General features: G+C 62.4%; 25 protein-coding genes. 14 read left to right on the top strand and 11 right to left on the bottom strand.

Annotated elements, in window-relative coordinates; all coding sequences use genetic code 11:
* Positions 1–19: 19 nt before the first annotated feature.
* From LQK83_RS07415 to rsmA, 3 genes are read left to right on the top strand one after another with little or no spacing between them, the layout of a single operon-like run.
* The gene (locus LQK83_RS07415; RefSeq protein ID WP_230836723.1) at positions 20–973 is read left to right on the top strand and encodes a peptidylprolyl isomerase; all 954 of its coding nucleotides are present in this window, start codon (positions 20–22) and stop codon (positions 971–973) included.
* A gap of 17 nt (positions 974–990) precedes the next feature.
* The gene (pdxA, locus tag LQK83_RS07410; RefSeq protein ID WP_230836722.1) at positions 991–2,001 is read left to right on the top strand and encodes a 4-hydroxythreonine-4-phosphate dehydrogenase PdxA; all 1,011 of its coding nucleotides are present in this window, start codon (positions 991–993) and stop codon (positions 1,999–2,001) included.
* A 1-nt stretch (position 2,002) separates the two neighbouring features.
* Positions 2,003–2,833 carry a 16S rRNA (adenine(1518)-N(6)/adenine(1519)-N(6))-dimethyltransferase RsmA gene (gene rsmA, locus LQK83_RS07405; RefSeq protein WP_230836721.1) on the top strand — a complete coding sequence of 277 codons (831 nt, stop codon included), beginning with the start codon at positions 2,003–2,005 and terminating at the stop codon, positions 2,831–2,833.
* Positions 2,834–2,867: 34 nt separating this feature from the next.
* Here the strand turns inward: rsmA and LQK83_RS07400 are convergent, their stop codons facing one another.
* Complete coding sequence (locus LQK83_RS07400) at positions 2,868–3,530, bottom strand: GntR family transcriptional regulator (RefSeq protein WP_230836720.1); 663 nt, start codon at positions 3,528–3,530, stop codon at positions 2,868–2,870.
* A 255-nt stretch (positions 3,531–3,785) separates the two neighbouring features.
* Here LQK83_RS07400 and LQK83_RS07395 point away from each other — a divergent pair, with 255 nt between their 5' ends.
* The 5 genes from LQK83_RS07395 (at position 3,786) to LQK83_RS07375 (ending at position 10,158) form a co-directional block, all read left to right on the top strand.
* Complete coding sequence (locus LQK83_RS07395) at positions 3,786–5,042, top strand: NRAMP family divalent metal transporter (protein WP_230836719.1); 1,257 nt, start codon at positions 3,786–3,788, stop codon at positions 5,040–5,042.
* 175 nt (positions 5,043–5,217) lie between these two features.
* Positions 5,218–5,985, top strand: a complete 768-nt coding sequence (locus LQK83_RS07390; RefSeq protein ID WP_230836718.1) for a LamB/YcsF family protein — start codon at positions 5,218–5,220, stop codon at positions 5,983–5,985.
* A 4-nt stretch (positions 5,986–5,989) separates the two neighbouring features.
* Complete coding sequence (locus tag LQK83_RS07385) at positions 5,990–6,799, top strand: putative hydro-lyase (RefSeq protein ID WP_230836717.1); 810 nt, start codon at positions 5,990–5,992, stop codon at positions 6,797–6,799.
* 6 nt (positions 6,800–6,805) lie between these two features.
* A complete protein-coding gene (locus LQK83_RS07380) occupies positions 6,806–8,425 on the top strand; it encodes a 5-oxoprolinase/urea amidolyase family protein (protein WP_230836716.1) in 1,620 nt (539 codons plus the stop codon).
* Positions 8,422–10,158 (top strand): acetyl/propionyl/methylcrotonyl-CoA carboxylase subunit alpha, encoded by a 1,737-nt coding sequence (locus LQK83_RS07375; protein WP_230836715.1) that lies wholly within the window; start codon positions 8,422–8,424, stop codon positions 10,156–10,158. Before LQK83_RS07380 ends, LQK83_RS07375 begins: the two co-directional genes overlap by 4 nt.
* Before the next feature lie 156 nt (positions 10,159–10,314).
* Here LQK83_RS07375 and LQK83_RS07370 read toward each other — a convergent pair whose 3' ends face one another.
* A complete protein-coding gene (locus LQK83_RS07370) occupies positions 10,315–11,010 on the bottom strand; it encodes a VIT1/CCC1 transporter family protein (protein ID WP_230836714.1) in 696 nt (231 codons plus the stop codon).
* A 205-nt stretch (positions 11,011–11,215) separates the two neighbouring features.
* Here LQK83_RS07370 and LQK83_RS07365 point away from each other — a divergent pair, with 205 nt between their 5' ends.
* The 3 genes from LQK83_RS07365 to LQK83_RS07355 are packed head-to-tail and all read left to right on the top strand — an operon-like array spanning position 11,216 to position 12,531.
* Positions 11,216–11,476 carry a DUF4160 domain-containing protein gene (locus LQK83_RS07365; protein WP_230836713.1) on the top strand — a complete coding sequence of 87 codons (261 nt, stop codon included), beginning with the start codon at positions 11,216–11,218 and terminating at the stop codon, positions 11,474–11,476.
* A complete protein-coding gene (locus LQK83_RS07360; RefSeq protein WP_230836712.1) occupies positions 11,460–11,879 on the top strand; it encodes a DUF2442 domain-containing protein in 420 nt (139 codons plus the stop codon). Before LQK83_RS07365 ends, LQK83_RS07360 begins: the two co-directional genes overlap by 17 nt.
* On the top strand, positions 11,872–12,531 hold the full coding sequence (locus LQK83_RS07355; RefSeq protein WP_230836711.1) for a hypothetical protein: 660 nt from the start codon (positions 11,872–11,874) through the stop codon (positions 12,529–12,531). Before LQK83_RS07360 ends, LQK83_RS07355 begins: the two co-directional genes overlap by 8 nt.
* A 61-nt stretch (positions 12,532–12,592) precedes the next feature.
* On the opposite strand, the gene gmk is transcribed toward LQK83_RS07355, so the two are convergent.
* The 7 genes from gmk to fabD form a co-directional block, all read right to left on the bottom strand.
* Positions 12,593–13,240 (bottom strand): guanylate kinase, encoded by a 648-nt coding sequence (gene gmk, locus LQK83_RS07350; RefSeq protein ID WP_230836710.1) that lies wholly within the window; start codon positions 13,238–13,240, stop codon positions 12,593–12,595.
* Positions 13,241–13,243: 3 nt separating this feature from the next.
* Positions 13,244–14,131, bottom strand: a complete 888-nt coding sequence (locus tag LQK83_RS07345; RefSeq protein ID WP_230836709.1) for a YicC/YloC family endoribonuclease — start codon at positions 14,129–14,131, stop codon at positions 13,244–13,246.
* A 160-nt stretch (positions 14,132–14,291) separates the two neighbouring features.
* Positions 14,292–15,428: an endolytic transglycosylase MltG gene (mltG, locus tag LQK83_RS07340; RefSeq protein WP_230836932.1), complete on the bottom strand. Its 1,137-nt coding sequence runs from the start codon at positions 15,426–15,428 to the stop codon at positions 14,292–14,294.
* A 608-nt stretch (positions 15,429–16,036) separates the two neighbouring features.
* Positions 16,037–17,299, bottom strand: a complete 1,263-nt coding sequence (gene fabF, locus LQK83_RS07335; RefSeq protein WP_230836708.1) for a beta-ketoacyl-ACP synthase II — start codon at positions 17,297–17,299, stop codon at positions 16,037–16,039.
* 209 nt (positions 17,300–17,508) lie between these two features.
* On the bottom strand, positions 17,509–17,745 hold the full coding sequence (locus LQK83_RS07330) for an acyl carrier protein (protein ID WP_109858086.1): 237 nt from the start codon (positions 17,743–17,745) through the stop codon (positions 17,509–17,511).
* 261 nt (positions 17,746–18,006) lie between these two features.
* Entirely contained in the window at positions 18,007–18,744 is a 738-nt protein-coding gene (gene fabG, locus LQK83_RS07325) for a 3-oxoacyl-[acyl-carrier-protein] reductase (RefSeq protein ID WP_230836707.1), read from the bottom strand.
* A gap of 83 nt (positions 18,745–18,827) precedes the next feature.
* Positions 18,828–19,772, bottom strand: a complete 945-nt coding sequence (fabD, locus tag LQK83_RS07320) for an ACP S-malonyltransferase (RefSeq protein ID WP_230836706.1) — start codon at positions 19,770–19,772, stop codon at positions 18,828–18,830.
* A gap of 194 nt (positions 19,773–19,966) precedes the next feature.
* Here fabD and LQK83_RS07315 point away from each other — a divergent pair, with 194 nt between their 5' ends.
* On the top strand, positions 19,967–21,010 hold the full coding sequence (locus tag LQK83_RS07315; protein ID WP_230836705.1) for an aldo/keto reductase: 1,044 nt from the start codon (positions 19,967–19,969) through the stop codon (positions 21,008–21,010).
* Between the two features lie 86 nt (positions 21,011–21,096).
* Here LQK83_RS07315 and LQK83_RS07310 read toward each other — a convergent pair whose 3' ends face one another.
* Both LQK83_RS07310 and LQK83_RS07305 read right to left on the bottom strand, forming a co-directional pair.
* On the bottom strand, positions 21,097–21,555 hold the full coding sequence (locus LQK83_RS07310; protein WP_230836704.1) for a hypothetical protein: 459 nt from the start codon (positions 21,553–21,555) through the stop codon (positions 21,097–21,099).
* A 59-nt stretch (positions 21,556–21,614) separates the two neighbouring features.
* Positions 21,615–21,962: a YidB family protein gene (locus tag LQK83_RS07305; RefSeq protein ID WP_230836703.1), complete on the bottom strand. Its 348-nt coding sequence runs from the start codon at positions 21,960–21,962 to the stop codon at positions 21,615–21,617.
* 183 nt (positions 21,963–22,145) lie between these two features.
* Between LQK83_RS07305 and LQK83_RS07300 the strand changes: the two genes are divergently transcribed.
* Both LQK83_RS07300 and LQK83_RS07295 read left to right on the top strand, forming a co-directional pair.
* A complete protein-coding gene (locus tag LQK83_RS07300) occupies positions 22,146–23,234 on the top strand; it encodes a calcium:proton antiporter (RefSeq protein ID WP_230836702.1) in 1,089 nt (362 codons plus the stop codon).
* Between the two features lie 110 nt (positions 23,235–23,344).
* Entirely contained in the window at positions 23,345–24,685 is a 1,341-nt protein-coding gene (locus LQK83_RS07295) for an efflux RND transporter periplasmic adaptor subunit (RefSeq protein ID WP_230836701.1), read from the top strand.
* Position 24,686: the final 1 nt, after the last annotated feature.

The raw sequence follows: 24,686 nt of genomic DNA, 5'->3' as shown, positions 1-24,686 counted from the left end.
CCGGGAAGGAAACTTTGAAATGTTGAGCTTCAAGGCGGCTGTCACCGCACTTTCGATCTCCTTTGGAATGACCGTGATCGCCCCGGCGATCGCGCCGCAGATGATGATGGCCGAGGCCGCGAGCACGACGGTTGTCGCCGTCGTCAACGGAACGCCTATCACCAGCGGCGACGTTGCCAAGCGGGTGAACTTCCTGCGTCTGCAGCGCGCCAAGGGAAACCTCAACAGCCTTGCACGGCAGCAACTGGTGGATGAGGCTATCGAACGCATGGGCGTTCTGGCCACCCAGACATCGGTGAGCGGCGACGATGTGGATGCCGCCTATGCGCGCTTTGCTGCGAACAACAAGCTTTCGCTGGAACAGCTCAACACGATCATGACGAAGTCCGGCGTGACCGTCGATCACTTCAAGTCCTTCATCGCCATCTCGATGAGCTGGCCGCGAGCCGTGCAGGCGCGCTTTGGCGACAGCAACAAGCTGACCGCCGGCGACATCGGCGCACGCATCGCCAAGAGCGGCGCGAACCGTCCGAAGGTCAACGAATATATCCTGAAGCAGGTCATCTTCGTGGTGCCCGAGAACAAGCGCGGCATCACCGGCAAGCGCAAGGCGGAGGCAGAAGCCTCGCGCAAGAAGTTCCCCGGCTGCGAGCAGGCCAAGGCGTTTGCCGCGACCATGCGCGACGTTTCGGTCAAGGATCTGGGCCGCTTCCTTGAGCCCGAGCTGCCCGACAACTGGAAAGAGCTGATCAAGAAGGCGCCGGCAGGCGGCACAACCTCGACGCAGGTGACCCCGCGCGGCGTGGAATTCATCGCCATCTGCTCGAAGCGCGAAGTCAGCGACGACGCTGCAGCCGCGGCCGTCTTCCGCGAAGAAGACCTGAAGAAGCCGGGCAAACAGAACGAAGTCGACCCCAACGCCAAGAAGTATCTGGAAGAGCTTCGCGCCAAAGCCAACGTCGTCCTGAAGTGACGGACAAGGGCGCGCCGATGAGCTTGCGGAAGCCACTTGCGCTGAGTCAGGGCGATCCCGCCGGTATCGGCCCGGATATCGCCCTGATGGCCTGGGCACGGCGGCGGGAGCATGGCGTCCCACCTTTCCTCTATCTCGGCGATCCGGATGCGCTTGCCACGCGTGCGCAGATGCTGGGTCTTACTGTTCCGATCGCGCAGGCGACGCCGGAAGCGGCGTCATCCGTTTTTGCAAACGCCCTGCCCGTTCTTGGCATTCGCTCAACCGCACCCGTGTCTGCCGGCGAACCCGACAGCGCCAATGCGAGTTCCATCATCGAGGCGATCCGCCGGGCGGTGGAGGAAACGCAGGCCGGGCGCACAGCGGCGGTCGTCACCTGCCCCATCGCAAAATCCGTGCTCTATTCCGCCGGGTTCCGCTTTCCGGGCCATACCGAATATCTCGCCGATCTCGCGGCGGGACCGGATGGCAAAGCCCCAATCCCGGTCATGATGATTGCCAGCCCTCAGCTACGCACCGTGCCGGTCACGATCCACATTCCGCTGATCCGGATCGCCGAGACGCTGACGGAAGATCTGATCGTCGAGACGGCGCGGATCACGGCTCGCGACCTGACAAGCCGATTCGGCATCGCCCGGCCGCGCCTCGCCGTCAGCGGGCTGAACCCGCATGCGGGTGAAGGCGGTGCGCTTGGCAAAGAGGATGACGCAATTGTCCGCCCCGCCATCGACCGGTTGCGCGCAGAGGGCATCGAGGCTTTCGGGCCCCTGCCCGCCGACACGATGTTTCATGCGGCGGCGCGCGAAACCTATGACGTGGCGATCTGCATGTATCACGATCAGGCACTGATTCCGGCCAAGACGCTCGCCTTCGACGATGGCGTGAACGCGACGCTGGGACTTCCCTTCATCCGCACCTCGCCAGACCATGGCACTGCCTTCTCCATCGCCGGCAGCGGCAAGGCAAAGCCGGACAGTCTGATCGCAGCCCTGAAAATGGCCGCAGACATGGCCGAAAAGGCAGCCTGACATGGCGACGATCGATGGCCTGCCGAAACTCTCCGACGTGATCGCCGCGCATGGACTGGATGCGAAGAAATCGCTCGGCCAGAACTTTCTCTTCGACCTGAACCTGACGCAGAAGATCGCCCGCACCGCAGGACCACTCGAGAACGTGACCGTTTTTGAGGTCGGACCCGGCCCCGGCGGCCTGACGCGCGCCATCCTCTCGCTGAATGCGAAGAAGGTCATTGCGGTCGAGCGCGACGAGCGTTGCCTGCCGGCCCTGGCCGAGATCTCTGCGCATTATCCGGGCAAACTCGAGGTTCTCAGCGGCGACGCGCTGAAGACGGATTTCACCGGCCTCGCGCCGAAGGACGGGCCTGTCGCAGTCATCGCCAACCTGCCCTACAATGTCGGAACACAGCTGCTTCTCAACTGGCTGCTGCCGCCGGTCTGGCCGCCGTTCTGGCAGTCGCTGACGCTGATGTTCCAAAAGGAAGTCGGCGAGCGCATCACCGCAGGGCCTGATGACGACCATTACGGTCGATTGGCTGTTCTCGCCGGCTGGCGCACGCGGGCGCATCGGGAATTTGACGTGCCGCCCCAGGCCTTCTCCCCGCCGCCCAAGGTCACATCCACCGTGGTTCACCTGACGCCGCGCGAAAACCCGATCGACTGCGACGCGAAAAAGCTCGGCAGGGTCACGGAAGCCGCCTTTGGACAGCGCCGCAAGATGCTGCGGCAAAGCCTGAAAAGCCTCGGCGGCGAAGCACTGCTGCTGAAGGCGGATATCGATCCGCAACGGCGGGCCGAAACGCTTTCGGTGGAAGAGTTCTGCCGACTGGCGAATCTCCTCTGATCGTCAGGACCGGTCTACGAGGCGTGTTGCGGTCTCAGGCCCCGTCGGAAACCTTTTCGAAGGCCTTGAGGATGACGCGTTCTGACAGCGTCAGATATTCGTTCATGCGGCCTGCCGCCTCGGCTGGCCGATCATTCTCGATAAGCGTCACGATCTCATCGTTCATGTCTATAAATGGCGCGTGCAGGTGTTCGGGATCCCCCAGAAGCCCGAAGCCGAGCCGCAGTTCGGCAGCGATGCCCGCATAAAAGGCGTTGAGCCTGGCGCTGTCGGACAAGTCCACGACGGCGGCATGGAACATCATGTTGGCGCTGCCGACACCCTGCCAGTCGTTCCGATCGCGATGGGCCTTGGCCGTTTCGACAGCCTGACGCATCGCCTTGACGGCAGGATGGAGACGCCAGGCCTGAGCGAGCGCGCCGCATTCGATGAGACGTCTGACGCGATAGATGTCCATGATCGACGCCATGCTGGGCACGCTGACGAAGACACCGCGATTGGCCTCATGCTGGAGCAGCCCTTCCTTGGTCAGAAGCCGGAAAGCCTCGCGCAGGGAGTTGCGCGACACGTTAAGCCGCTCGCTGAAAGCCGCTTCAGACACACGCTGGCCCGGCTGCAACTCGCCCGAAATCAGCATCGAGCGAATGTCTCTGGCAAGCCTGTCTGCGACAGGCAAGCTTTCCGCCATCTCCACCATGCTGGTCCGTCCCCAATGCCTGCTATGCCAAGTCTGTTGCCCGTGTCGTCCGAACGGCCGCCTCATAGCATAAATGTTCAGCAAGCGACACGGATTCTTAGCCCAAAAATTCATCTCATTGCACAGCAATATGACTATATTGCTGTGTAATGTTGAAATATTGTTCAACGATCTTGACAAACTTGAACCCCAATTCATGATGTGATCCGTGAAAAGCATCCGCGAGGGGCGGGTGACGATAAACGGAGAAAAATCATGCAGAAGACCGAGCCAGTGCCAGATCGCGAGCCCGCGACGGCAAAAGGCGCGGAATCGCAGCGCTACGCCCTGCTTTCCGCCATGTTCCTGATGTCCATGGCCGCTGTCGGGCCTGGTTTCATCACGCAGACTGCGACATTCACCGTGAAGCTGGGCGCCGCCTTCGCCTTTGCGATCCTCGTTTCCATCCTGATCGACTTCGTCGTGCAGGCCAATGTCTGGCGCATCGTCGCTGTCACCCGCATGCGCGCGCCGGCAATTGCCAATGCCGCCATTCCCGGCTCCGGCTATGTGCTGGCCGTTCTCGTCATCATCGGCGGCCTGTTCTTCAATGTCGGCAATATCGGTGGCGCAGGGCTTGGCCTCAACGCGATGATCGATCTTGATCCGAAGATCGGCGGCGCGGCCGCAGCGCTGGCCGCCATCGCCATCTTCCTGTCGCGCCGGGCCGGCGTTGCCATGGACCGCGTGGTCTTCGTCGCCGCCTTCGTCAAGCTCGCACTGATCCTCTATGCGACGATCGTCTCCGGACCGCCGGTTGCCGAAGCCTTCCATCAGACATTCCTGCCCTCCACGATCGACTTTGCCACGATCACCACCATCGTTGGCGGCACGGTCGGCGGTTACATCACCTATGCCGGCGCACACCGCCTGCTCGACAAGGGCACGGTTGGCGTGGACAGCATTCCCTCCATCAACCGCGCGGCTCTGAGCGGCATCGCGATCACCGGCGTTCTGCGCTACATCCTGTTCCTTGCCGTTCTCGGCGTTGTTGCCAGCGGCGTTGTCATCGACCTTTCCGGCAAGGGTGCAAACCCGGCAGGCCAGGCCTTCCACGCCGCGGCCGGCGAAATCGGTTTCCGTCTGTTCGGCGCGGTCTTCCTCGCCTCGGCCATGACCAGCATCATCGGCGCCGCCTATACATCGGTATCGTTCCTCACCGCCTTCAAGCCGGAGATCAACGAGCGTCAGCGCAATCTCGCAACGGTCGTCTTCATCTGCATCTCGCTGATCGCCTATGTGATCATCACCACGCCGCCAGCCGCGATGCTGGTCTTCGTTGGTGGTCTCAACGGCCTCGTCCTGCCGATCGGTCTTTCCATGCTGCTGTTTGCGGCCTGGAAGCGGCCCGATCTGATGAACGGCTACAACTATCCGCGCTGGCTGCTTGTGCTCGGCGCCGTGATCTGCTGCCTGACATGGTATATGGCCTACAAGTCGGTAGGCCCGATCTTCGCACTGCTCGGGCTCTGACACGCCCTGCCCGGGAAAACGTGGCCGCCGGCGCGGTGGCCACGTCTGCCGGAATATTACAAGGCGACCGCGTTTAGAAACGCATCGCCTGTAACGCTTCATTCCTTGTTTTCATGCAATCGCAACAGCGGGATCATCGCTTCGATCCTGCCCATTGCTCCGGGAGAATTTCACGATGGCTGCTATCGATCTGAACAGTGATCTGGGTGAAGGCTATGGCGCCTGGCGCATGGGCCAGGACGAGGCCATGCTGGCCATCGTCTCCAGCGCCAATATCGCCTGCGGATTTCATGCCGGCGATCCTGCAGGCATCTACAACACGGTGAAGGCGGCGGCCGCAAAGGGCGTCGCGGTCGGCGCGCATGTGTCCTATCCGGACCGGGTCGGCTTCGGCCGCCGCGACATGGATGTTGCACCCGAACAGCTCTTTACCGACACGATCTACCAGATCGGCGCGCTGAAAGGCATCGCCGCGGCCGCCGGAACAAAGGTGACCTACGTGAAGCCGCATGGTGCGCTCTATAACCGCATTGCCTGGGATGCCAAGCAGGGCCAGGCCGTGATCGACGCGATTCTCGCCATCGATCCGAAGCTGGTCCTGATGGGCCTTGCCAATGCGCCCATTCTCGATCTCGCCCGCAAGGCCGGGCTTAAGGTCGTTGCCGAAGCCTTTGCCGACCGCGCCTACACGCCGAAGGGTGAACTGGTTTCGCGCCGCGAACCCGGCTCGGTTCTGCACGACAAGAATGAAATCGCCGATCGCATGCTGCGCCTCGCCCGCACCGGCACGCTGGCCGCGATTGATGGTTCCGCGATCGAAATATCCGCGCAATCCATCTGCGTTCACGGCGACAGCCCCGGCGCGGTCGAAATCGCGCAGACCATCCGCCTGCGTTTCGAAGCCGAAGGCGTCGCGATCACCCCCTTTGCTGCGGGAGCCTGAAACCATGGCAACTCCGATCGATTTTCTCAGCCATACGGATGCCGAGGCCGCGCGCGCAGCCCGCGCAGCCTATCGTCAGGGCCGCGTCGCACCGACATCCGGCATTGCGCCCGGCTTCACGCAGGCCAACATGATCGTGCTGCCCCGCGACTGGGCCTTTGATTTCCTGCTTTATGCGCAGCGGAATCCGAAGCCCTGCCCGGTTCTCGACGTGTCCGACCCCGGCTCGCCGACCACGCTGCTGGCCCCGGGCGCCGATCTGCGCACGGACCTGCCGCTCTATCGTATCTGGCGCGACGGCAAGCTGGTTGAAGAAACGCCGAACGCCACCGCCGCCTGGGCGGAGCGCGACGATCTCGTGGCCTTTCTGATCGGCTGCAGCTTTACCTTCGAAACGCCGATGATGGAGGCCGGTATCGAAATCCGCCACATCACCGACAAGAGCAATGTGCCGATGTATCTGACCAACCGCGCCTGCCGGCCCGCAGGCCGGCTGAAGGGCAATATGGTCGTTTCCATGCGGCCGATCCCGGCCGACCGTGTGGCCGATGCGGCGACGATTTCCGGCCGCTTCCCGGCCGTGCATGGCGCGCCCGTGCATGTCGGCGCAGCGCAGGAACTGGGCATTGCCGACCTCGCCAAGCCTGATTTTGGCGATCCGGTGCGCGTCGAGCCCGGCGAAGTGCCGGTCTTCTGGGCCTGCGGGGTGACGCCACAAGCCGCCGTCATGGCGTCGGGCGTGCCTTTCGCCATCACCCATGCCCCGGGCTATATGTTCATCACGGACATTCCCGATTCCGCTTATCACGTGTGAGACCCGATGCGTATTCTTCCCGTCAGCCTCACCGTTCTCCTTGTTGAACTCGCCAACCTCGACGAGACGCTTGCGCTTTTCGCCTCACTGACGGCAGAGCCCGTGGAGGGCATCGAGGAAATGGTGCCCGCGGCGCGTACGCTGATGCTCCGGTTCCGGCCGGACATGGTCGCTGCCGCCGATCTCGCAAGAGCGCTCGGCGCGCGCGACCTCTCCGCCGCCCCACCGGCGGCCGGACAGCTGGTGGAAATTCCCGTACAATATGATGGCGAGGACCTGAACGATGTCGCCGAGCTGACCGGCCTCAGCGTCGAGGAGGTGATCCGCCGGCATGCGGCGAGCGAATTCACGGTCGCCTTTTGCGGCTTTGCGCCCGGTTTCGGCTATCTCGTCGGCGGCGATCCGGCGCTCACCGTGCCGCGCCGCCAGAGCCCGCGCACCCGCATTCCCGCCGGCTCGGTGGCGCTTGCCGGCGCGTTCAGCGGCGTCTATCCGCAAAACAGTCCCGGCGGCTGGCAGATCATTGGCACGACACCGCTGAAGATGTGGGATATCGACCGCGATCCCGGCGCGCTGTTCCAGCCCGGCTATCGCGTGCGCTTTATCGACATGGCCAAGGATGGTAGGACCGTTTCCATCCCCGACATGTCGCGCAAGGCAGAACAAGAGCCCGACCGGACCACGCCGCATTTCGAGGTTGTGGCCGCGCCGATGCCGGCGCTGTTTCAGGATCTCGGCCGCTTCGGGCAGACCGGACAGGGCGTTTCGGCCTCCGGTGCGCTCGACCGCAGCGCCTTCAACGCCGCAAACCGCATCGTCGGCAATCGTACCAACACGCCGTGCCTGGAACTGACGCTCGGCGGCTTCTCGTTCAGGAGTGCTGCCCGCGCCGTGATTGGCCTTGCCGGCGCGCCCTGCCCGATCACCGTTGAGACTGCCGCGGGAAAGACATTTGACGCCGAGGCCTTTCGCCCGATCTCACTGGAGCCCGGCGATACCGTGCGGCTCGGCCAGCCGGTGAAAGGCATGCGTAGCTATCTCGCCGTGCGCGGCGGTTTTGCGGTCGAGCCGGTTCTCGGCAGCTTTGCGACCGATACGCTGGCCGTGGTCGGCCCGCAGCCGGTGGTGGCGGGCACAGTCCTTCCCCTGAACGGCGCGGCATCAGGTCTTGCCAGCGTCTCGCTCAACGAGGCTCCGGCCTTCGATATGCCCCGCGCCGGCGATATCGTGACGCTCGATGTCGTGCTCGGCCCGCGCACCGACTGGTTCACACAGAAAGGGCTGGACACGCTGAGCGCCCAGCTCTGGACGGTGACGCCGCAATCGAACCGGGTCGGCATCCGGCTTTCCGGCGATCTCGCCGTCGAGCGTCAGGATACGGCGGAACTTCCCAGCGAAGGCACGGCGACCGGCGCGATCCAGATCCCGCATAGCGGTCAGCCGGTGCTGTTCCTGGCCGATCATCCACTGACGGGCGGCTATCCGGTCATCGGCGCGGTTGCCGAATATCATCTCGACCTTGCCGGACAAATCCCCGTCACCGCAAAAATCAGATTCCGCCCGATCTCCCCCTTCTCGGACATTTCGGCCGCCGGAACAAACGACATTGGAGAAGACCAGCGATGAAAAAAGTTCTGATCGCCAATCGCGGCGAGATCGCGGTGCGCATCATCCGCGCCTGCCGTGATTACGGCATCCAGTCTGTCGCTGTTTATGCCGATCCCGATCAGGATGCGCTTTTCGTGCGGCTGGCCGACGAGGCTTATGCGCTTGAGGGCGTACGCCCGGCCGAGACCTATCTCGACATCGCCAAGCTGATCGCTATTGCCAAACGGTCGGGCGCGGATGCCGTGCATCCCGGCTATGGTTTCCTCTCCGAAAGGGCGGAATTTGCCCAGGCCGTGCTCGACGCTGGCCTCACCTGGATCGGCCCCGACCCGCAGGTGATCGAGACGCTGGGCGACAAGGTCAAGGCGCGCCACATCGCCACCAGCGTCGGCGCGCCGCTCGTCGCCGGCAGCGATGGCCCGGTCTCCTCCTCCGCAGAGGTGATCGAATTCGCCAAGTTGCATGGCCTTCCCGTTGCCATCAAGGCCGCCCATGGCGGCGGCGGACGCGGACTGAAAGTCGCGTGGAAGATGGAAGAGATCGCCGATCTCTACGAGTCCGCCGTGCGCGAAGCCACCGCCGCCTTCGGGCGCGGCGAATGCTTTCTCGAACGTTTCCTCGACCGGCCCCGCCATATCGAAGCGCAGGTTCTGGCCGACAAGCATGGCAATGTGCTGGTGGTGGGGACGCGCGACTGTTCGCTGCAGCGCCGAAACCAGAAGCTCATTGAGGAAGCCCCTGCGCCATTCCTCTCCGCCGAACAGAGGCAGAAGATCCAGGATGCAGCCAAGGCGATCTGCGCGGCGGCGGGCTATTCGGGCGCCGGCACGGTCGAGTTCCTGCTCGGCGTCGACGGCACGATTTCCTTCCTCGAGGTCAATACACGGCTGCAGGTCGAGCATCCCGTCACCGAGGAAACCACGGATCTCGACCTCGTCATCGAACAGTTCCGCATCGCCAAGGGCGAGAAGCTTCGCGTTCTGGAAACGCCGGAGCCGCGCGGCCATTCGATGGAGTTCCGCATCAACGCCGAAGACCCCGGCCGCGGCTTCTTGCCTACCCCCGGCGAGATCAGCATCTTCGACCCGCCCTCCGGGCCCGGCATCCGGCTGGATAGCGGCGTCGTCAGCGGCTCCTCCGTTCCCAGCGTATTCGATTCGCTGCTGGCGAAGCTGATCGTCACCGGCACCGATCGCGATCAGGTTCTCCGCCGCGCCCGGCGCGCGCTCTCCGAATTCCGCATTGAGGGCGTGGCAACTGTCCTGCCCTTCCACCGCGCGGCCATCGAGGCGGAGGATTTCATCGGCTCCGACGGCTTCAAGGTTCACACGCGCTGGATCGAGACGGATTTTGCCGCCATGCCCGACGCGATGGAGCGCCCCGCCGCCGCCGCAGACCCGTCCATGACCCGCGCATGGCTGGAGATCGACGGCAAGCGCGTGTCGGTTGGTCTGCCGAAGATCCTTCTTGCGGGCCTCGGTTCGGCGGGCCGCCCAGATGCTGGTGGTGCTGCGCAAGCGGCTCAGGCCGCTCAGGTATCTCAGGACGGCGTGGCCGCGCCCGTGTCCGGCACCCTGCAAAGCTTCAAGGTGGGGGATGGCGCAACCGTCGCGGAAGGCGATCTTGTCGCCGTCATGGAAGCCATGAAGATGGAAACCCAGGTCGCCGCGCCCAAGGCCGGCAAGGTGCGCCTTCTGGTCAAGGAAGGCGATTACGTTCAGGCCGGCAGCCTGCTGCTGAAGATCGAGTAGGAGGCGACGGCGCGCTTCAGGCTGACGCCAGACAAGAGAGGAAAACGCCTTGGACACGTTTCGGCATTCAGCGGAAGCACCTTGGCGCTCCTTAACTCCTTTTCCAGCGACCGACTGTCGGAGCCGCCCTCGGGCCGTATCGGGCCCTGAGGCAGATCAGACGGCGACGCCGACGACCTTGCCGATACCCGCCGTCAGCGCCATGGCGAGAGCGCCCCAGAAGGTTACGCGAGCGGTCGCCTTGACTACATCAGCCCCGCCCGCCTTGGCCCCGACAGCGCCCAGCACCGCCAAGAAGATCAGCGAGGCGATGGCCACGACATAGACAAGGCTTGCCTGCGGCGCGATGAAGACCATGAGGAGCGGCAGGGCTGCGCCGACCGCAAAGGTAGCCGCCGAGGTCAGCGCCGCCTCGACCGGCTTCGCCGCCAGATGCTCGACAATGCCGAGTTCGTCGCGAGCATGCGACCCCAGCGCATCATGCGCCGTCAACTGCACGGCCACCTGCTGCGCCAGCTCCGGCGTCAGGCCGCGCGCCACGTAAATCCCCGCCAGTTCTTCCAGTTCCGCTGCAGGCTGGGTTTCAAGCTCCTTGCGCTCGCGGGCGAGATCGGCGCCTTCCGTATCGGACTGCGAGCTGACGGAAACATATTCCCCAGCCGCCATGGACATCGCGCCGGCGACGAGACCCGCCACGCCTGCCACCAGAATCTCCGAGCGCCCCGCTGAAGCCGAGGCCACGCCCATGATCAGGCTCGCCGTCGAGACAATCCCGTCATTGGCGCCCAGAACGGCCGCGCGCAGCCAGCCGATGCGCGAGACGAGGTGATTTTCGGCATGCAATCTGCTCATGTGTCCGCCCTTCCCCGAAACGAATATCAATCCGAGGATATGAGCCGGGGATGACGGTTGTGCAACAGAACGTTGGTTGGGGGACGGCTCGCTCGTTTTCCGCTGGGTCGGTAGGATCTGAAGTTTGGTGTGCATCGTTGCGCGGTAAGGATTTCCACCATAAGCTGAATAGGATGAAACGCCCCACTCTTGAAAAACCCAACGGATGGGTTATTTTGTGATTGTTGTTCATCGCGCGCACGGCTTCCGGTTTGTCATCTACACCGCCGACCACGAGCCGGCGCATGTTCACATCACCGGACCCGGGCAGGCGAAAATCAATCTTCTGGGACCTGATGGCGAGCCGGAGTTGATCTGGAGCATAGGCATCAAGCGCTCGGACCTTCGCCGGTTGCTCGCCGAAGTCGCACAACACCGCCGACACTTTCTTGAGGAATGGGAGCGCATTCATGGTCGAGCCAACTGAAGCCGATTTTGACACCGCAGAAGCCCGCGGACGGACCGTTTTGGAGACCGAGCCGCGCGCGGTGTCCGCCCGTTATGAACACGCCAGCGGCAAGGTGATCCTCGACCTCGTCAACGGCTGTACCTATGCCTTCCCTGTCCGATTGGTTCAGGATCTGGAAGGAGCAAGCGAAGACGATCTGGCCCATATCGAGGTGGACGGTCTGGGCTTCAACCTGCATTGGCCGGCCCTTGACGCCGACCTCTATGTGCCAGCCCTCGTCGCCGGAATTTTCGGCACGCGCGAATGGATGACCAAGGAACTGGCGCGGCGCGCGGGACAGCTGAAGTCGGCGGCGAAGACGGCGGCGGCGCGGGCGAATGGATCGAAGGGGGGAAGACCGAGGAAGGTGGCGGTTGGGTGAAGAAAGTGAACTTGTTTGTGTGAGCAAAATGTCTCGAACTGAGCAGCCGACCCGATTAGAAGATCTTGAGCGCGTGGAGGCCGAGCTACTCGATACGCTCCAAAACGAATTGCCGAAGCGCAAAGCCACTTACACCCTACTATATCTTTGCGGAGTTGCTCGCAGAACGCTTGCCCAATCACGGGCTTTTAAGAACTGCGTGCAGGACCAAAATGGCTTGGTAGCTCTTGCACTCATCAGACTTCAACTGGATACGGTCTTGCGCGTTTACGCCTTGTATTGGGTAAATGACCCGCATTCATTTGCCCAAGAAGTGTTTGAAGGAAAGCAAATAGACAAGATAAAGGCTGCCGACGGCCAGCTAATGAAAGACAGATATCTGATCGAACGGCTTCTTCCCAGAAATCCTTGGATTAATGACGTCTACAAGAACACAAGCGGTCTCATACACTTTTCCAGCCGACACATTCACGCATCAATAAGAAACAAAGGTACTACAGAAGGCGAGTATGAGATTTTCATAGGCCCCAACAACCCTGAGCACGAATATTCAGATTTTGAAGAAATGAATTCGGCATTCTTCCATACCACTGCAATGATAAATGTCGCTGTCGATTACTGGTTCAAGCATGTCGAGAAAACCATCCCCTAAAATAAATCAGCGCGATCAGGACTGCGGGATGCGGAGTAGTTTCTCTCAGATCAGCGCCCCCTCACTCCCCCAGCAGCCCCTGCACAAAGCCGTATAGCCCCGGCCGCCGATCCCTGCGCAGCCTCTCCGCCTCAACAATCGACTTCACCGCGCCAAACGCTCGCTCCAGGTCATCGTTGACCACGACATAATCGTACTCATGCCAGTGCTCGATCTCTGCCTTGGCATTGGCTAGCCTTGTGGCGATTACCTCCTCGCTGTCCTCCGCCCGCCGATGCAGGCGGGCGCGGAGTTCGGCGATGGAGGGGGGGAGGATGAAGATGGAGACGACGTCGCCGCGCATCTTTTCCTGGAGCTGCTGGGCGCCCTGCCAGTCGATGTCGAAGAGCATGTCGCGGCCTTCGGCCATGGCCTTTTCGACGTCGTCGCGCGGCGTACCGTAATAGTTGCCGTGGACAGAAGCCCATTCGAGGAGCGCTTCGCCGTCGCGCATGAGTTCGAAGTCGCGCTGGCTCTTGAAGTGGTAGTGGATGCCTTCGATCTCGCTGCCGCGCTTGGCGCGCGTCGTCACGGAGACGGAGAGCGAGAGGTTGCGGTCGGTCTCGAGCAGATTGCGCGAGATGGTGGATTTGCCGGCACCCGAAGGCGAGGAAATCACCACCATGAGGCCGCGCCGTTCGATGGTCTTCTGATGGGCGTTGTCGGCCATGGTCTACTCCAGATTCTGTACCTGCTCGCGGAACTGGTCGATGACGACCTTTAGTTCCAGTCCATGCGCGGTCACGCTCGCGGCATTGGATTTCGAGCAGATGGTGTTGGATTCACGATTGAATTCCTGCGCCAGGAAGTCGAGCTTGCGGCCGATCGGCCCGCCCTCGGTGATCAGTTCGCGGGCGGCCACCACATGCGCCTTCAGCCGATCGATCTCTTCGCGCAGGTCCGCCTTGGTGGCAATCAGCGCTGCTTCGGCATGGAGGCGGTCACGGTCGAGCGTTTGCGTGGCGCCGAGCAGCGCCTCGACCTGCGCCTGAAGACGCCTGGCGATTTCGGCCGGCTGGCGTGACGGGTCGGCTTCGACCTTCAGCGCCAGATCCTCGATCTTGGCGACATGGCCGAGAAGAACATCGGCGAGCGCCGTGCCCTCGCGCTCCCGCATGATGCGCAGTGCTTCGACCGCCTCGCGGAAGCTGGCGAGCAGCGCAGCCGCGCGCGCTTCGACGGCGTCCGGCGCTTCGGCCGGCTCGCGGAAATCGATGATGCCGCGCATGCCGAGAAGGGCGGAAAGTGTCAGCGGCGCCGGATCGATGGCATCGCCCAGACGGGTTTTCAGCGACAGAAGTGCTGCCAGCGCCTCTTCGTTGATGACGGCTTCCAGACGCTCGTCGAGGGTGGAGAGATTGAGCGCAATCTGGATATTGCCGCGGGTGAAGGCCGCGCTTGCGACGGCGCGACAGTCGGTCTCCAGCGCCTCAAGCCCCTGCGGCATGCGGAAGCGCAGATCGAGCCCCTTGCCGTTGACGGAGCGCAATTCCCAAACCCAGCGAAAGCGGCCGCTCTCACCTTCCGAACGGGAGAACCCCGTCATCGATTGCAATGCCATCAGGCCATGCCCCCTGTTGCATCAAGCCCATGCGTGGTCCGCCTGTCGGCGGCCCGCCCCATTGTCTGGGCCCCAGTCTTATCACCCTGTATGCGGCCATCTTTCAGATTCGCATCGCAGGCCTCAAGTCTTCTTCCGCTGCGCGAAGGTCCGCGCGGGCCTATTGCTGCGGGGTCGGCGCCGGCGCGGTTGCCCCCGCATCCGTGCCGGTCGGGTTCGTCTGCTGTTCCTCGACCTGACGCCACTTCTTCACATTGGCATTGTGCTCTTCAAGCGTGGCGGCAAACACATGTCCACCCGTACCATCGGCGACGAAATAGAGGTCGTTGGTCCTCGACGGATTGGCGACCGCTTCCAGTGCCGCGCGGCCAGGATTGCAGATCGGCCCGGGCGGCAGGCCATCGATGACATAGGTGTTGTAAGGCGTCATTTTCTTCAGGTCCGACTGGTAGATCGGACGGTCGGAGGGTTTGCCCTCGCCACCAAAAATGCCGTAGATCACGGTCGGATCGGACTGAAGCCGCATCTTCTTCTCAAGCCGGTTGAGGAAGACCGAGGCGACCAGCGTACGCTCGTCCGCCTTGCCCGTTTCCTTCTCCACGATGGAAGCCAGCGTAACGAACTGCTCCTTTGTCTTCAGGAACAGGTCGGGCGAGCGCTTCGCCCAGAGATCGTCGACCAGCTTTGTCTGCGCCGCCTTCATCTGGGCGACGATCTCGCTGCGCTTGGCGCCGCGGGTGAATTTGTAGGTATCGGGACGGAGCGTGCCTTCGTCAGGCATCTTCGCCGGCAACTCGCCTTCCAGCACCGGATCGGCACGCAGCCGATCGAAGATCTGCTGCACGGTCAGGCCTTCCGGCAGGGTGACGGAGTAGAGGATCGATTTGCCCGATTCCATCAGTTCGACGATTTCCTTCATCGAGGCACCGGCCTTGATCTCGTATTCGCCGGCCTTCAGCGTACGATTGCGCAGGAAGCTCTTCGTCACATACTGGAAGACGCGCGCATCGGAGATGAGCCCGGAGGCCTCGAGCCCGCGCGAAATGTCGCCAAGGCCCCAGCCGGGCTTGACGATGAAATTGGAGTTGACCGTCGACGGCCCCTGCTCGGAAAAGGTCGACAGACCGTAATAGATGATCCCGCCGAGTGCGATCGTCAGGAAGACGAGGATCGTCATCACGAAATTCATGAACACCACGACCTGACTGCGCGAGCCGCGGGACTTCTTCAGTTTCGGCGGCGGCGCCGGAACCGGGGTCGGACGCAGGGCTTCCTTGGCTGAGACGGGAATGATGATCGGGCCCTGGCTCTGTTGCCCACCCGTTTGCCCACCGGCCCTTACGCCTGAAGAAGCAGCCGCCGCTTGCTGGCTCGGATTGGGTTCGGCAACGAACTCTTCCGACGCTTCGTGAGACGGCTCGCGATCGCCTGCCGGGGGCTCCGGCGACGCCGGCTCTGCGGGCGTCTCGTTCGCGGTCGTGGGTGCAGCGGGGGACGGGACGGCCGCTATCGGACCGAGGTCGCCCGGGGTGATCTCGGCAGGGCTTGGCGCAGCAGGCGGGACCGGCGCGGCAGGAGGGATCGGGGCAGACCGGGCCTGCTCATAGGCACGATCGGACGCGGCCGGCTCGCGCGCAGCAGCTTCCAGATGGGGCTCGGCTGGTGCAACGGCCGGGGCATCGACCGGATGGGTCGGGCGCGGCTCGTTACCGGGCTCTCGCTCGCTTTTCGGGTCCATGTCGTTCACGCGGTCGTTCACGGGCATTCCTCGAATATCTTCATGAGTACCATGCGGTTCTCATGGCCGTTCAATGCGGCGAAAGCTGGGTCCTGCGGCCGCAGCAACCCAGACTTCGCTATTCAGGATTGGCGGTCTGCCCGGGGGCGCAAACCGTAGGCGGAGCATTAGTCTGCATAGCGCTTCAGAACGAGCGACGCATTGGTGCCGCCGAAGCCGAAGGAATTCGACAGGGCGACATCGACCTTGCGGGCGCGCGCCTTGTGCGGCACGAGGTCAACCGGGGTTTCGACGTCCGGGTTGTCCAGGTTGAGGGTCGGCGGGGCGATATTATCGCGGATCGCGAGCGTCGCGAAGATCGCCTCGATGGCACCAGCCGCACCCAGAAGATGGCCTGTTGCCGATTTGGTCGAGGACATAGAGACCTTCGAGGCATGGTCGCCCAGAAGGCGCTCGACGGCGCCGAGCTCGATCGTATCGGCCATGGTCGAAGTGCCATGCGCGTTGATGTAATCGATATCGGCGGGAGTCAGACCCGCGCGCTTGAGCGCCATGGTCATGCAGCGGAACGCACCATCGCCGTCTTCCGACGGTGCCGTGATGTGGAAGGCATCGCCCGAGAGACCGTAGCCGACGACTTCGGCATAGATCTTGGCGCCGCGCGCCTTGGCGTGTTCCAGCTCTTCGAGAACAACGACGCCGGCGCCCTCGCCCATGACGAAGCCGTCACGGTCGCGGTCATAGGGCCGCGAGGCCTTTTCCGGGTTGTCGTTGTGCTGCGTGGACAGCGCCTTGCAGGCGGCAAAGCCGGCAAGTGAAATACGGCTGACCGGGCTTTCCGTGCCGCCGGCGACCATGACGTCGGCATCGCCCAGCGCAATCAGGCGCGAGGCATCGCCGATGGCATGCGCGCCGGTCGAGCAGGCGGTGACGACGGCGTGGTTCGGGCCGCGCAGCTTGTGCTTGATGGAGACATGGCCTGAGGCCAGGTTGATCAGGCGGCCGGGAATGAAGAAGGGCGAAATGCGGCGGGGGCCCTTGTCGCGCAGAGTCAGACCCGCTTCCACGATGCCCTCAATGCCGCCGATGCCGGAACCGATGAGGACGCCGGTGGCGCATTGATCGTCATCGCTTTCCGGATGCCAGTCGGCATCGGCAAGCGCCATGTCGGCCGCGGCAACCGCGTAAACGATGAAAGGATCGACCTTGCGCTGTTCCTTCGGCTCCATCCAGTCGTCGGCATTGTAGGTGCCGTTGGTACCGTCGCCAAAGGGAATGCGGCAGGCAATCTTCGCCGGAAGGTCCTCCACCTCGAATTCGGTCACCTTGCGGGCGCCGCTCTTGCCAGCCAGAAGATTCTTCCAGGTCTCGTCAACGCCACAACCCAGCGGCGTCACCATGCCAAGACCGGTGATTACAACTCGTCTCATCGCCCGCATGCTCCCCATGATCGGCAGCGGCCTCGCCCTGTCCGGCTTCGCCACGCCCAACACCCGGTCGCATTACCGGCTCTGCCTTGCGGCTTCAGCTCATTGCAATGACCGGGATCACTGTTTTTACATTAAAAAAGGTCCGGAAAACCGGACCTGAAGCGGGCCGGAAAGCCCGCCCCATGTCACTCTGTGACCTCAGGCTGAAATCAGCCCTGGGCCTTTTCGATGAACTTGACGGCGTCGCCGACCGTCAGGATCGAGTCAGCAGCGTCATCCGGGATTTCAATGCCGAATTCTTCTTCGAAGGCCATGACCAGCTCGACCGTGTCGAGGGAGTCCGCGCCGAGATCGTCGATGAAGCTTGCGCCTTCAACAACCTTGTCGGCGTCAACGCCAAGATGATCAACAACAATTTTCTTCACGCGTTCTGCGATATCGCTCATGTCGGTACCTCGACCCTATTGTCTATTACAAGACTGCCTTTCGGCGTCTCTACCCTGTTCAACCAACCGCGGCACCTGCCACGAAAGGCATTTGATGATTGCCCTGCCCACGCTTCCAAATGTCGCGTGCAACCGGCCAATTGCGTTCAGTCATGGCCCGCTTAACACGGTTTAAGTCCGCCGCAAAGCCATAAAAGTTCTCGTTCGACGCTCTCAACATCAAAAGCCGGAGCGGTCGAACCTGTTATCGAGGCTTGCGCCTCAGATCATTGCCATGCCGCCGTTCACATGGATCGTCTGGCCCGTGACGTAACCAGCCTCGTTGGAGGCAAGGTAAGCCACGGCAGACGCAACTTCGGCGCCCGTGCCCATGCGGCGCATCGGGATCGCGCCCATGATGGCGTCCTTCTGCTTGTCGTTCAGCTTGTGGGTCATCGCGCTTTCAATGAAGCCCGGCGCCACGCAGTTGACAGTGACGTTGCGGGTGGCGATTTCCTGCGCCAGCGACTTCGAGAAGCCGATCATGCCGGCCTTGGAGGCGCAATAGTTGGCCTGGCCCGGATTTCCGGTGACGCCGACGACGGAGGTGATGTTGATGATGCGCCCGAAACGGCGGCGCATCATCGGATGGGTCAGCTCGCGCGTCAGGCGGAAGACGGCTGTCAGGTTGACTTCCAGAACTGCATCCCAGTCATCGTCGCTCATGCGGACAAAGAGGCCATCCTTGGTGATGCCGGCATTGTTGACGAGAATGTCGACGCCGCCGAGATCGGCTTCGGCCTTTTCGCCGAGTGCCTTGACGGCGGCTCGGTCGGACAGATTGGCCGGGAAGACGAATGTGCGTTCGCCGAGTTCATTGGCGAGCTCTTCCAGCTTTTCGGCGCGCGTGCCGTGCAGGCCGACGATGGCACCCTGCTTGTGCAGCATACGGGCGATTTCCTCGCCGATGCCACCGGATGCACCGGTGACGAGAGCCTTGCGGCCAGACAGATCGAACATGTTCCTAAACCCCATCTCAAACCGGCATCTGCTTATTGCGCCGGGTTAGCGAAAAACCGCATACCACTTTTTCGCCCGGCGATTTACGCCAGCAGCGCTTCCAGCGTCTTTTCGATATCTTCGGGCGTGTTGACCGCGATGCCGGTCACGGCCTTGTCGATGCGGCGGGCGAGACCCGTGAGCACCTTGCCGGAGCCGATTTCATAAAGCGTCATCACGTCATTCTTGCCGAACCATTCGACCGTCTCGCGCCAGCGGACCTGGCCCGTCACCTGCTCGACCAGAAGATCGGCGATGATCGTCGCATCGGCGACCGGAGCGGCGCGGACATTGGCGATCAGCGGAATGTTCGGATTGTGCTTCTCGACCTTCGCGAGCGCCTCGCGCATGGCATCCGCTGCGGGCGTCATCAGCGCGGAGTGGAAGGGCGCGGACACGGACAGCATCAGCGCACGCTTGGCGCCCTTGGCGGTCGCGATCTCGGCGGCCTTCTCGACAGCTGCCTTTTCGCCGGAAATGACGAGCTGGCCGCCGCCATTGTCATTGGCGATCTGGACCGGGCCGATGGCAGAGGCTTCCGCGCAGGTGGCTTCGACATCGCCATGTTCCAGCCCGATGATGGCGGCCATGGCGCCCTTGCCCGCGGGAACGGCAGCCTGCATCGCGTTACCGCGGATGCGCAGCAGGCGCGCCGTGTCGGCAATCGAGAATGTACCGGCAGCGCAAAGTGCGGAATATTCGCCGAGCGAATGACCGGCGACGAAGCCGACCTTGTCCTTGAGCACAAGGCCGCGGGCTTCCATGACGCGGATCGCAGCCATCGATACGGCCATCAGCGCCGGCTGGGCATTGGCTGTCAGCGTCAGCGTTTCTTCCGGACCATTCCACATGATGTCGGAGAGCTTTTCGCCGAGCGCGTCATCGACTTCCTGGAAGACTGCGCGGGCCTCGGGAAAGGCGTCAGCGAGGTCCTTGCCCATGCCGACGGCCTGGCTGCCCTGGCCCGGAAAGGTGAATGCGAGTGCCATGGATGTTTCCCTGAATTCCTTGTTTTCTGGCTTCTCCATTCACATTCTTGGGTCTCAAGTCAAGTCTTAGGAAGAAACGCACACATTGCAATATATGCGATTGGCATTGAAATCTGCGCGAATTTAAGATTTCTTGCGCGCCGTCTTCACCCCGGCAAGCCCCTCCCTCCCGCCGGCCAAAAGGAATCTTCCCCATGAAATACAACCAGCTCGGCGCAAGCGACCTCAACGTTTCCGAAATCTGCCTAGGCACCATGACCTGGGGCACACAGAACTCGGAGGCCGAAGCGCATGAACAGATGGACTATGCGCTCGAGCAAGGTGTGAATTTCTTCGACACGGCCGAGCTCTATCCCACGACCCCGGTGGGCGCCGAGACGCAGGGCGACACGGAAAAGTTCATCGGCTCATGGTTCAAGAAGACCGGCAAGCGGGATAAGGTCATTCTCGCCACCAAGATTTCGGGCCGTGGCCGCGCCTATATCCGCGGCGGCGTGCCGATCAGCGGCGCGGAAATCGAGAAAGCTCTGGACCTGAGCCTGACACGCCTCGGCACGGATCATGTCGACCTCTACCAGCTTCACTGGCCGAACCGCGGCAGCTATGCATTCCGCGGCAACTGGGCCTTCAATCCCTCGACGCAGGACACGGCGCATGCGACCGCCGAACTGCTGGAAGCACTTGAAGCGCTCGGCAAGGCCAAGAAGGCGGGCAAGATCCGCCACTGGGGCGTCTCCAACGAGACATCCTGGGGCGTGATGAAGTATCAACAGCTTGCAGACAGCCAAGGCCTGCCGCGCATGGTCTCGATCCAGAACGAATATAATCTGCTCGACCGCAAGTTCGACACGGACCTTGCCGAAGTCTGCCACCACGAGCAGGTCGGCCTCATGGCCTATTCGCCGCTCGCCGCGGGCCTTCTGAGCGGGAAGTATCTGGACGGCGCGCGTCCGGCCGGCTCGCGCGGCACGATCAATTCCGATCTCGGCGGCCGGTTCGGCGGTTATGAGGAACCGGCTGTCCGCGCCTATGTCGAGCTTGCCCGCAAGCACGATCTCGACCCCTCCGCCATGGCCCTCGCCTTCTGCCTGACGCGCCCCTTCATGGCCTCGGTCATCATTGGCGCGACGACGATGGAGCAGCTCAAGACCGATATCGGTGCGAAGGACATCAAGCTTTCGGACGAGGTGATGAAGGGCATCCAGCACATCCACCGGACCTGGACGCTGCCGATCTGAAGATTCGGCGGGAAGCCATTGGACCTGAATCAAAAAGGCGGCCATAAGGCCGCCTTTTCGCATTTCTGCCAGGCGAGGCTGAAGGATCAGCCCTTGCCCTTGAGCGCGGTGTTGCACAGGCTCCAGAAACCGCCGCCCTTTTGGATCCACTTCAGGTCGCCGAGCGTTCCGGCTTCCTTGTTGGCGTGATAGCTGTCGGCGCAGGTGTGGAGGCGCTGCTTGCCGGGGGTCTCAGAGGCATATTTCTTGTCGACGGCGGCCGGGAACTTGACGCCCTTCGGTGCAGCTGTCGTCGGAGCCGGCGGCTCCTTGTCGGCCGTGGTCTTGGCGACCGCTTCATCGTCCTTCTTGTCTTCGGCGGCAGCATCCGTGCCACAGAACTTGGCGCGGAAGTCGTTCCACTTCACGTCCTTGGCGGAACCGTCAGCCTTGGCGGCCTGAAACTTGACGCTGCATTCCTTCATGCTCAGCGCGCTAGCGGGCGAGGAAAATGCGATGCCTGCGAGAAGCGCGCCGGCGGCAGTGATGATAAGCTTGTAAGACATGATGCCAGTTCCACTTGTTGTTAGAGGTCTTCCACCCCACCGCCCGACTTCCGAAAATGTCAGGACGGCAGAACTCCGTTCGGACTTGCCTGATCGACCGCCTTGGGAAGATGTTCAGCAAGCAATTGCGGCAGATTTCCAATATCGACGCCGAGTGAATTGGCCAGAGCGGCCAACTGGTCGGAGGTCAGCGCCGAGCGGATTTGCTCAGCCGAGACAGGAAGATTTTCGCCCGTGCCGATCCAGGATGCGACCTGCTCACCCAGGCCTGCCGCCTGCAATTGCGCAACGACGCCGTTTAGCCCGCCGGCATTGTTGAAAACCTGCTCGGCAATGGACATCAGGTTCACGGGCTTGCCACTCAGAACATCGCTGATGACCGATCCGAGACCGTCGAAAAGACCCATCAGACCCCTCCCTGTAAATTCGAGATGCATGGTAGAAAATGAATAACAGCTTGCGGTTTCATTGTCATCAGGAACTGTTAACCCTTTCGGGTGTTGTAGCAGCGTCGCATCCGGAGCCGTTTTTGCCGCATCGTGCGGGTTGTGCTAGCTAGGCGCTGCGGCTGGGACAAGGGGAACGGATGTATGGCGAATTTGCGGGACGAGTGGCGCATTGCGCTGGCGATAGCGGGATTTGTTGCGCTCCTTTTCGGCGAGCATGAGCTACTGACCGCCGGGCAATCCGTGGCGCTGGCGATTACGGCTGCCATCGTCGCCCTCATCGTACTGGTGTCGACGCGTGTCGCACATCACGCAGAGGTCATTGCCCGCAAGGTGCGCGATCCCTTCGGCTCGATGGTTCTGACGCTTTCGGCCGTGCTGGTCGAGGTTGTCATTCTCGGCATCGTGATGCAGGCGGAGGATGCCTCGCCCACACTGGTGCGCGACACGATCTATTCCGCCGTCATGCTGGATATTAACGGGCTCATCGGCCTTGCCGCGCTGCTCGGCGGGCTCCGCCACGGGGAGCAGTCCTATAATGACGATTCGGGCCGCACCTATGCGGTGATGATCCTGACCGCCATGGGCATCTCGATGATTGTTCCCGAGTTCATCCCCCACGACAAGCGGATGGTCTATTCGTTTTTCACGATCGGGGTGATGGCCGTGCTTTACACCCTGTTCCTGCGCATGCAGGTCGGGCGGCACAGCTACTTCTTCTCCTACACCTATCCGCGCCGTGAACATGCAACCCCGGCGAAGCACGAGGAAGAAGGCGGCTCCATGCCCGTTTCCGCGCTTATCGTCGCCGGTGGCGTCGTCCTGATCGGCCTGCTGGCCGAGATCATGAACCCGTTCATGAGCGCGGGTCTCAGGAACTCCGGTGCGCCGGTGGGACTTGTCGCCGTGACCGTCGCCGCGATTTCGGCGGCGCCCGAAATCCTGACTGCGCTGCGCGCCGCGCTGGGCAACCGCATGCAGGTCGTCGTCAACATCGCCATGGGCGCATCGCTCTCCACCGTGATTCTCACGGTTCCCGTCATGGAGGCGCTTGCCCTTTATACGGGCCAGCCCTTCGAAATGGCGATGACCATGCCCCAGACGGTCATGGTCGCGATCACGATCGTGGTGGCTGCCATCAACTTTTCCGATGGCGAGACCAATGCGATCGAGGGGATGACGCATTTTGTGCTGTTCGCAACCTTCTGCATGCTGACAATCATGGGACTCTAGCGATATTTTTCAGTCGCAGAACCGCTTTATTACAGCATTGTTAGGTGACAGCTCCGGCACCGGCAATTATATGACAAAGTCAAACGTTTTTCCTACGAGGCGGTTTTCTAATGCGCAGATTTTGGACCATCCTGATCATTCTTTGTTGCTTGGGAGGTGCGGGCTATTACTATCGGGCCGAGCTGGCTCCGTATCTGCCCGCACAAGTGGCAGCCCTTATTCCGCAGGCAAAGCCCGACGCGGCCGACAAGTCGAAAGAGACAGGCAAGACAGCCGATGCCGGCAAGGGTCAGGGGCAGTCCGGCCGGCGCGGCGGCGGCCCGACCACGGTCAAGGTTGTCGAGGCGAAGACGGGCGATCTGCCCATGCTGCGCGACAGTTTCGGCTATATCGCAGCGCGCGATACGACGTCGCTTGCCAGCCCCATCGCCGGCGTCGTGACGGACGTAAAGGTCCAGAACGGTGCTGAGGTCAAGGCCGGCGACCTTCTCGTGAGCTATGACACACGTTCGCTCGAAGCGACGCTGGCGAAGGATCAGGCATCGCTCGCCAAGGATCAGTCCGTCTACGACAACGCCAAGATCACCCTCGACCGCGCGATGAGCCTGGGCGAAAAGGGAGCCGCGACCCAGCAGGCGACGGACAATGCCAATGCGGCCTTCCAGCAGGCACAGGCCGCATTGGCGCTCGACCGCGCGCAGATCCAGGCCGATCAGGTCGCCATTTCCAATGCACAGATCGTGGCTCCGTATGACGGGAAGCTCGGCGTCATTTCCGTCTCCAAGGGCGCCTACGTTGCGGCAGGCACGGCCGTGGGCACGATCGTTGACAACAAGAACGTCTATGCGGTGTTCACGCTTTCGGAAGCCGATCTTCGCCTCTCGCGCGACGCGCTTGCCAAGAAGGAACTGACAGTGGCCATCCAGCCGACCAGCGCCAGCGACGGCACCCAGTCGATGAATGTCCCGGTGACCTTCATCGACAACGCGGTCGATCAGGCATCCGGCACATTCCGCCTCTGGGCGGCATTCGACAACTCCGACAAGATTTTCTGGCCCGGAGAATCGGTCAACGCCACCGCGACTGTCGGCATTGCCCGCAACCTGGTGCTTGTTCCCAACGTCGCCGTCGCGCCGCAGCAAAACGGCATGGTCGCCTATGTCGTCGGCGACGACAACAAGGTGCAGGCCCGTACGGTCAAGGTCGCATTCCGCTCCAACGGGACGGCAGGCGTGACGGACGGATTGAAGCCGGGCGACAAGGTCATCGTCGAAGGCCAACAGTCGCTCACCGCCGGCGCTGCCGTCAAGATCGAGGACGGGACGGCCAAGCCGCCGGCAGGCGACAAGCAGAAGGGTGCGGGCGGCAAGCCCAAGGACAAGCAGTCCAACGCGGCCGACAAGAGTGCATCGGCGGCTGAACTGGCGCAAGCAAACCAGAAGGCGGACTGAT

The organism is Rhizobium sp. C1 (assembly GCF_021026335.1).
In the GTDB taxonomy this organism is placed as follows: Bacteria; Pseudomonadota; Alphaproteobacteria; order Rhizobiales; family Rhizobiaceae; genus Ensifer_A.
The sequence above is the reverse complement of the archived record's forward strand: the minus strand, read 5'-3'. Positions and strand labels throughout refer to the sequence as shown.

What these genes read in the sequence shown, in the direction of transcription:
- LQK83_RS07415 (WP_230836723.1), top strand. Translation starts at nt 20, where the DNA reads ATGTTGAGCTTCAAGGCGGCTGTCACCGCACTTTCGATCTCCTTTGGA.
- pdxA (WP_230836722.1), top strand. Translation starts at nt 991, where the DNA reads ATGAGCTTGCGGAAGCCACTTGCGCTGAGTCAGGGCGATCCCGCCGGT.
- rsmA (WP_230836721.1), top strand. Translation starts at nt 2,003, where the DNA reads ATGGCGACGATCGATGGCCTGCCGAAACTCTCCGACGTGATCGCCGCG.
- LQK83_RS07400 (WP_230836720.1), bottom strand. Translation starts at nt 3,530, where the DNA reads ATGGTGGAGATGGCGGAAAGCTTGCCTGTCGCAGACAGGCTTGCCAGA.
- LQK83_RS07395 (WP_230836719.1), top strand. Translation starts at nt 3,786, where the DNA reads ATGCAGAAGACCGAGCCAGTGCCAGATCGCGAGCCCGCGACGGCAAAA.
- LQK83_RS07390 (WP_230836718.1), top strand. Translation starts at nt 5,218, where the DNA reads ATGGCTGCTATCGATCTGAACAGTGATCTGGGTGAAGGCTATGGCGCC.
- LQK83_RS07385 (WP_230836717.1), top strand. Translation starts at nt 5,990, where the DNA reads ATGGCAACTCCGATCGATTTTCTCAGCCATACGGATGCCGAGGCCGCG.
- LQK83_RS07380 (WP_230836716.1), top strand. Translation starts at nt 6,806, where the DNA reads ATGCGTATTCTTCCCGTCAGCCTCACCGTTCTCCTTGTTGAACTCGCC.
- LQK83_RS07375 (WP_230836715.1), top strand. Translation starts at nt 8,422, where the DNA reads ATGAAAAAAGTTCTGATCGCCAATCGCGGCGAGATCGCGGTGCGCATC.
- LQK83_RS07370 (WP_230836714.1), bottom strand. Translation starts at nt 11,010, where the DNA reads ATGAGCAGATTGCATGCCGAAAATCACCTCGTCTCGCGCATCGGCTGG.
- LQK83_RS07365 (WP_230836713.1), top strand. Translation starts at nt 11,216, where the DNA reads ATGGGTTATTTTGTGATTGTTGTTCATCGCGCGCACGGCTTCCGGTTT.
- LQK83_RS07360 (WP_230836712.1), top strand. Translation starts at nt 11,460, where the DNA reads ATGGTCGAGCCAACTGAAGCCGATTTTGACACCGCAGAAGCCCGCGGA.
- gmk (WP_230836710.1), bottom strand. Translation starts at nt 13,240, where the DNA reads ATGGCCGACAACGCCCATCAGAAGACCATCGAACGGCGCGGCCTCATG.
- LQK83_RS07345 (WP_230836709.1), bottom strand. Translation starts at nt 14,131, where the DNA reads ATGGCATTGCAATCGATGACGGGGTTCTCCCGTTCGGAAGGTGAGAGC.
- fabF (WP_230836708.1), bottom strand. Translation starts at nt 17,299, where the DNA reads ATGAGACGAGTTGTAATCACCGGTCTTGGCATGGTGACGCCGCTGGGT.
- LQK83_RS07330 (WP_109858086.1), bottom strand. Translation starts at nt 17,745, where the DNA reads ATGAGCGATATCGCAGAACGCGTGAAGAAAATTGTTGTTGATCATCTT.
- fabG (WP_230836707.1), bottom strand. Translation starts at nt 18,744, where the DNA reads ATGTTCGATCTGTCTGGCCGCAAGGCTCTCGTCACCGGTGCATCCGGT.
- fabD (WP_230836706.1), bottom strand. Translation starts at nt 19,772, where the DNA reads ATGGCACTCGCATTCACCTTTCCGGGCCAGGGCAGCCAGGCCGTCGGC.
- LQK83_RS07315 (WP_230836705.1), top strand. Translation starts at nt 19,967, where the DNA reads ATGAAATACAACCAGCTCGGCGCAAGCGACCTCAACGTTTCCGAAATC.
- LQK83_RS07310 (WP_230836704.1), bottom strand. Translation starts at nt 21,555, where the DNA reads ATGTCTTACAAGCTTATCATCACTGCCGCCGGCGCGCTTCTCGCAGGC.
- LQK83_RS07305 (WP_230836703.1), bottom strand. Translation starts at nt 21,962, where the DNA reads ATGGGTCTTTTCGACGGTCTCGGATCGGTCATCAGCGATGTTCTGAGT.
- LQK83_RS07300 (WP_230836702.1), top strand. Translation starts at nt 22,146, where the DNA reads ATGGCGAATTTGCGGGACGAGTGGCGCATTGCGCTGGCGATAGCGGGA.
- LQK83_RS07295 (WP_230836701.1), top strand. Translation starts at nt 23,345, where the DNA reads ATGCGCAGATTTTGGACCATCCTGATCATTCTTTGTTGCTTGGGAGGT.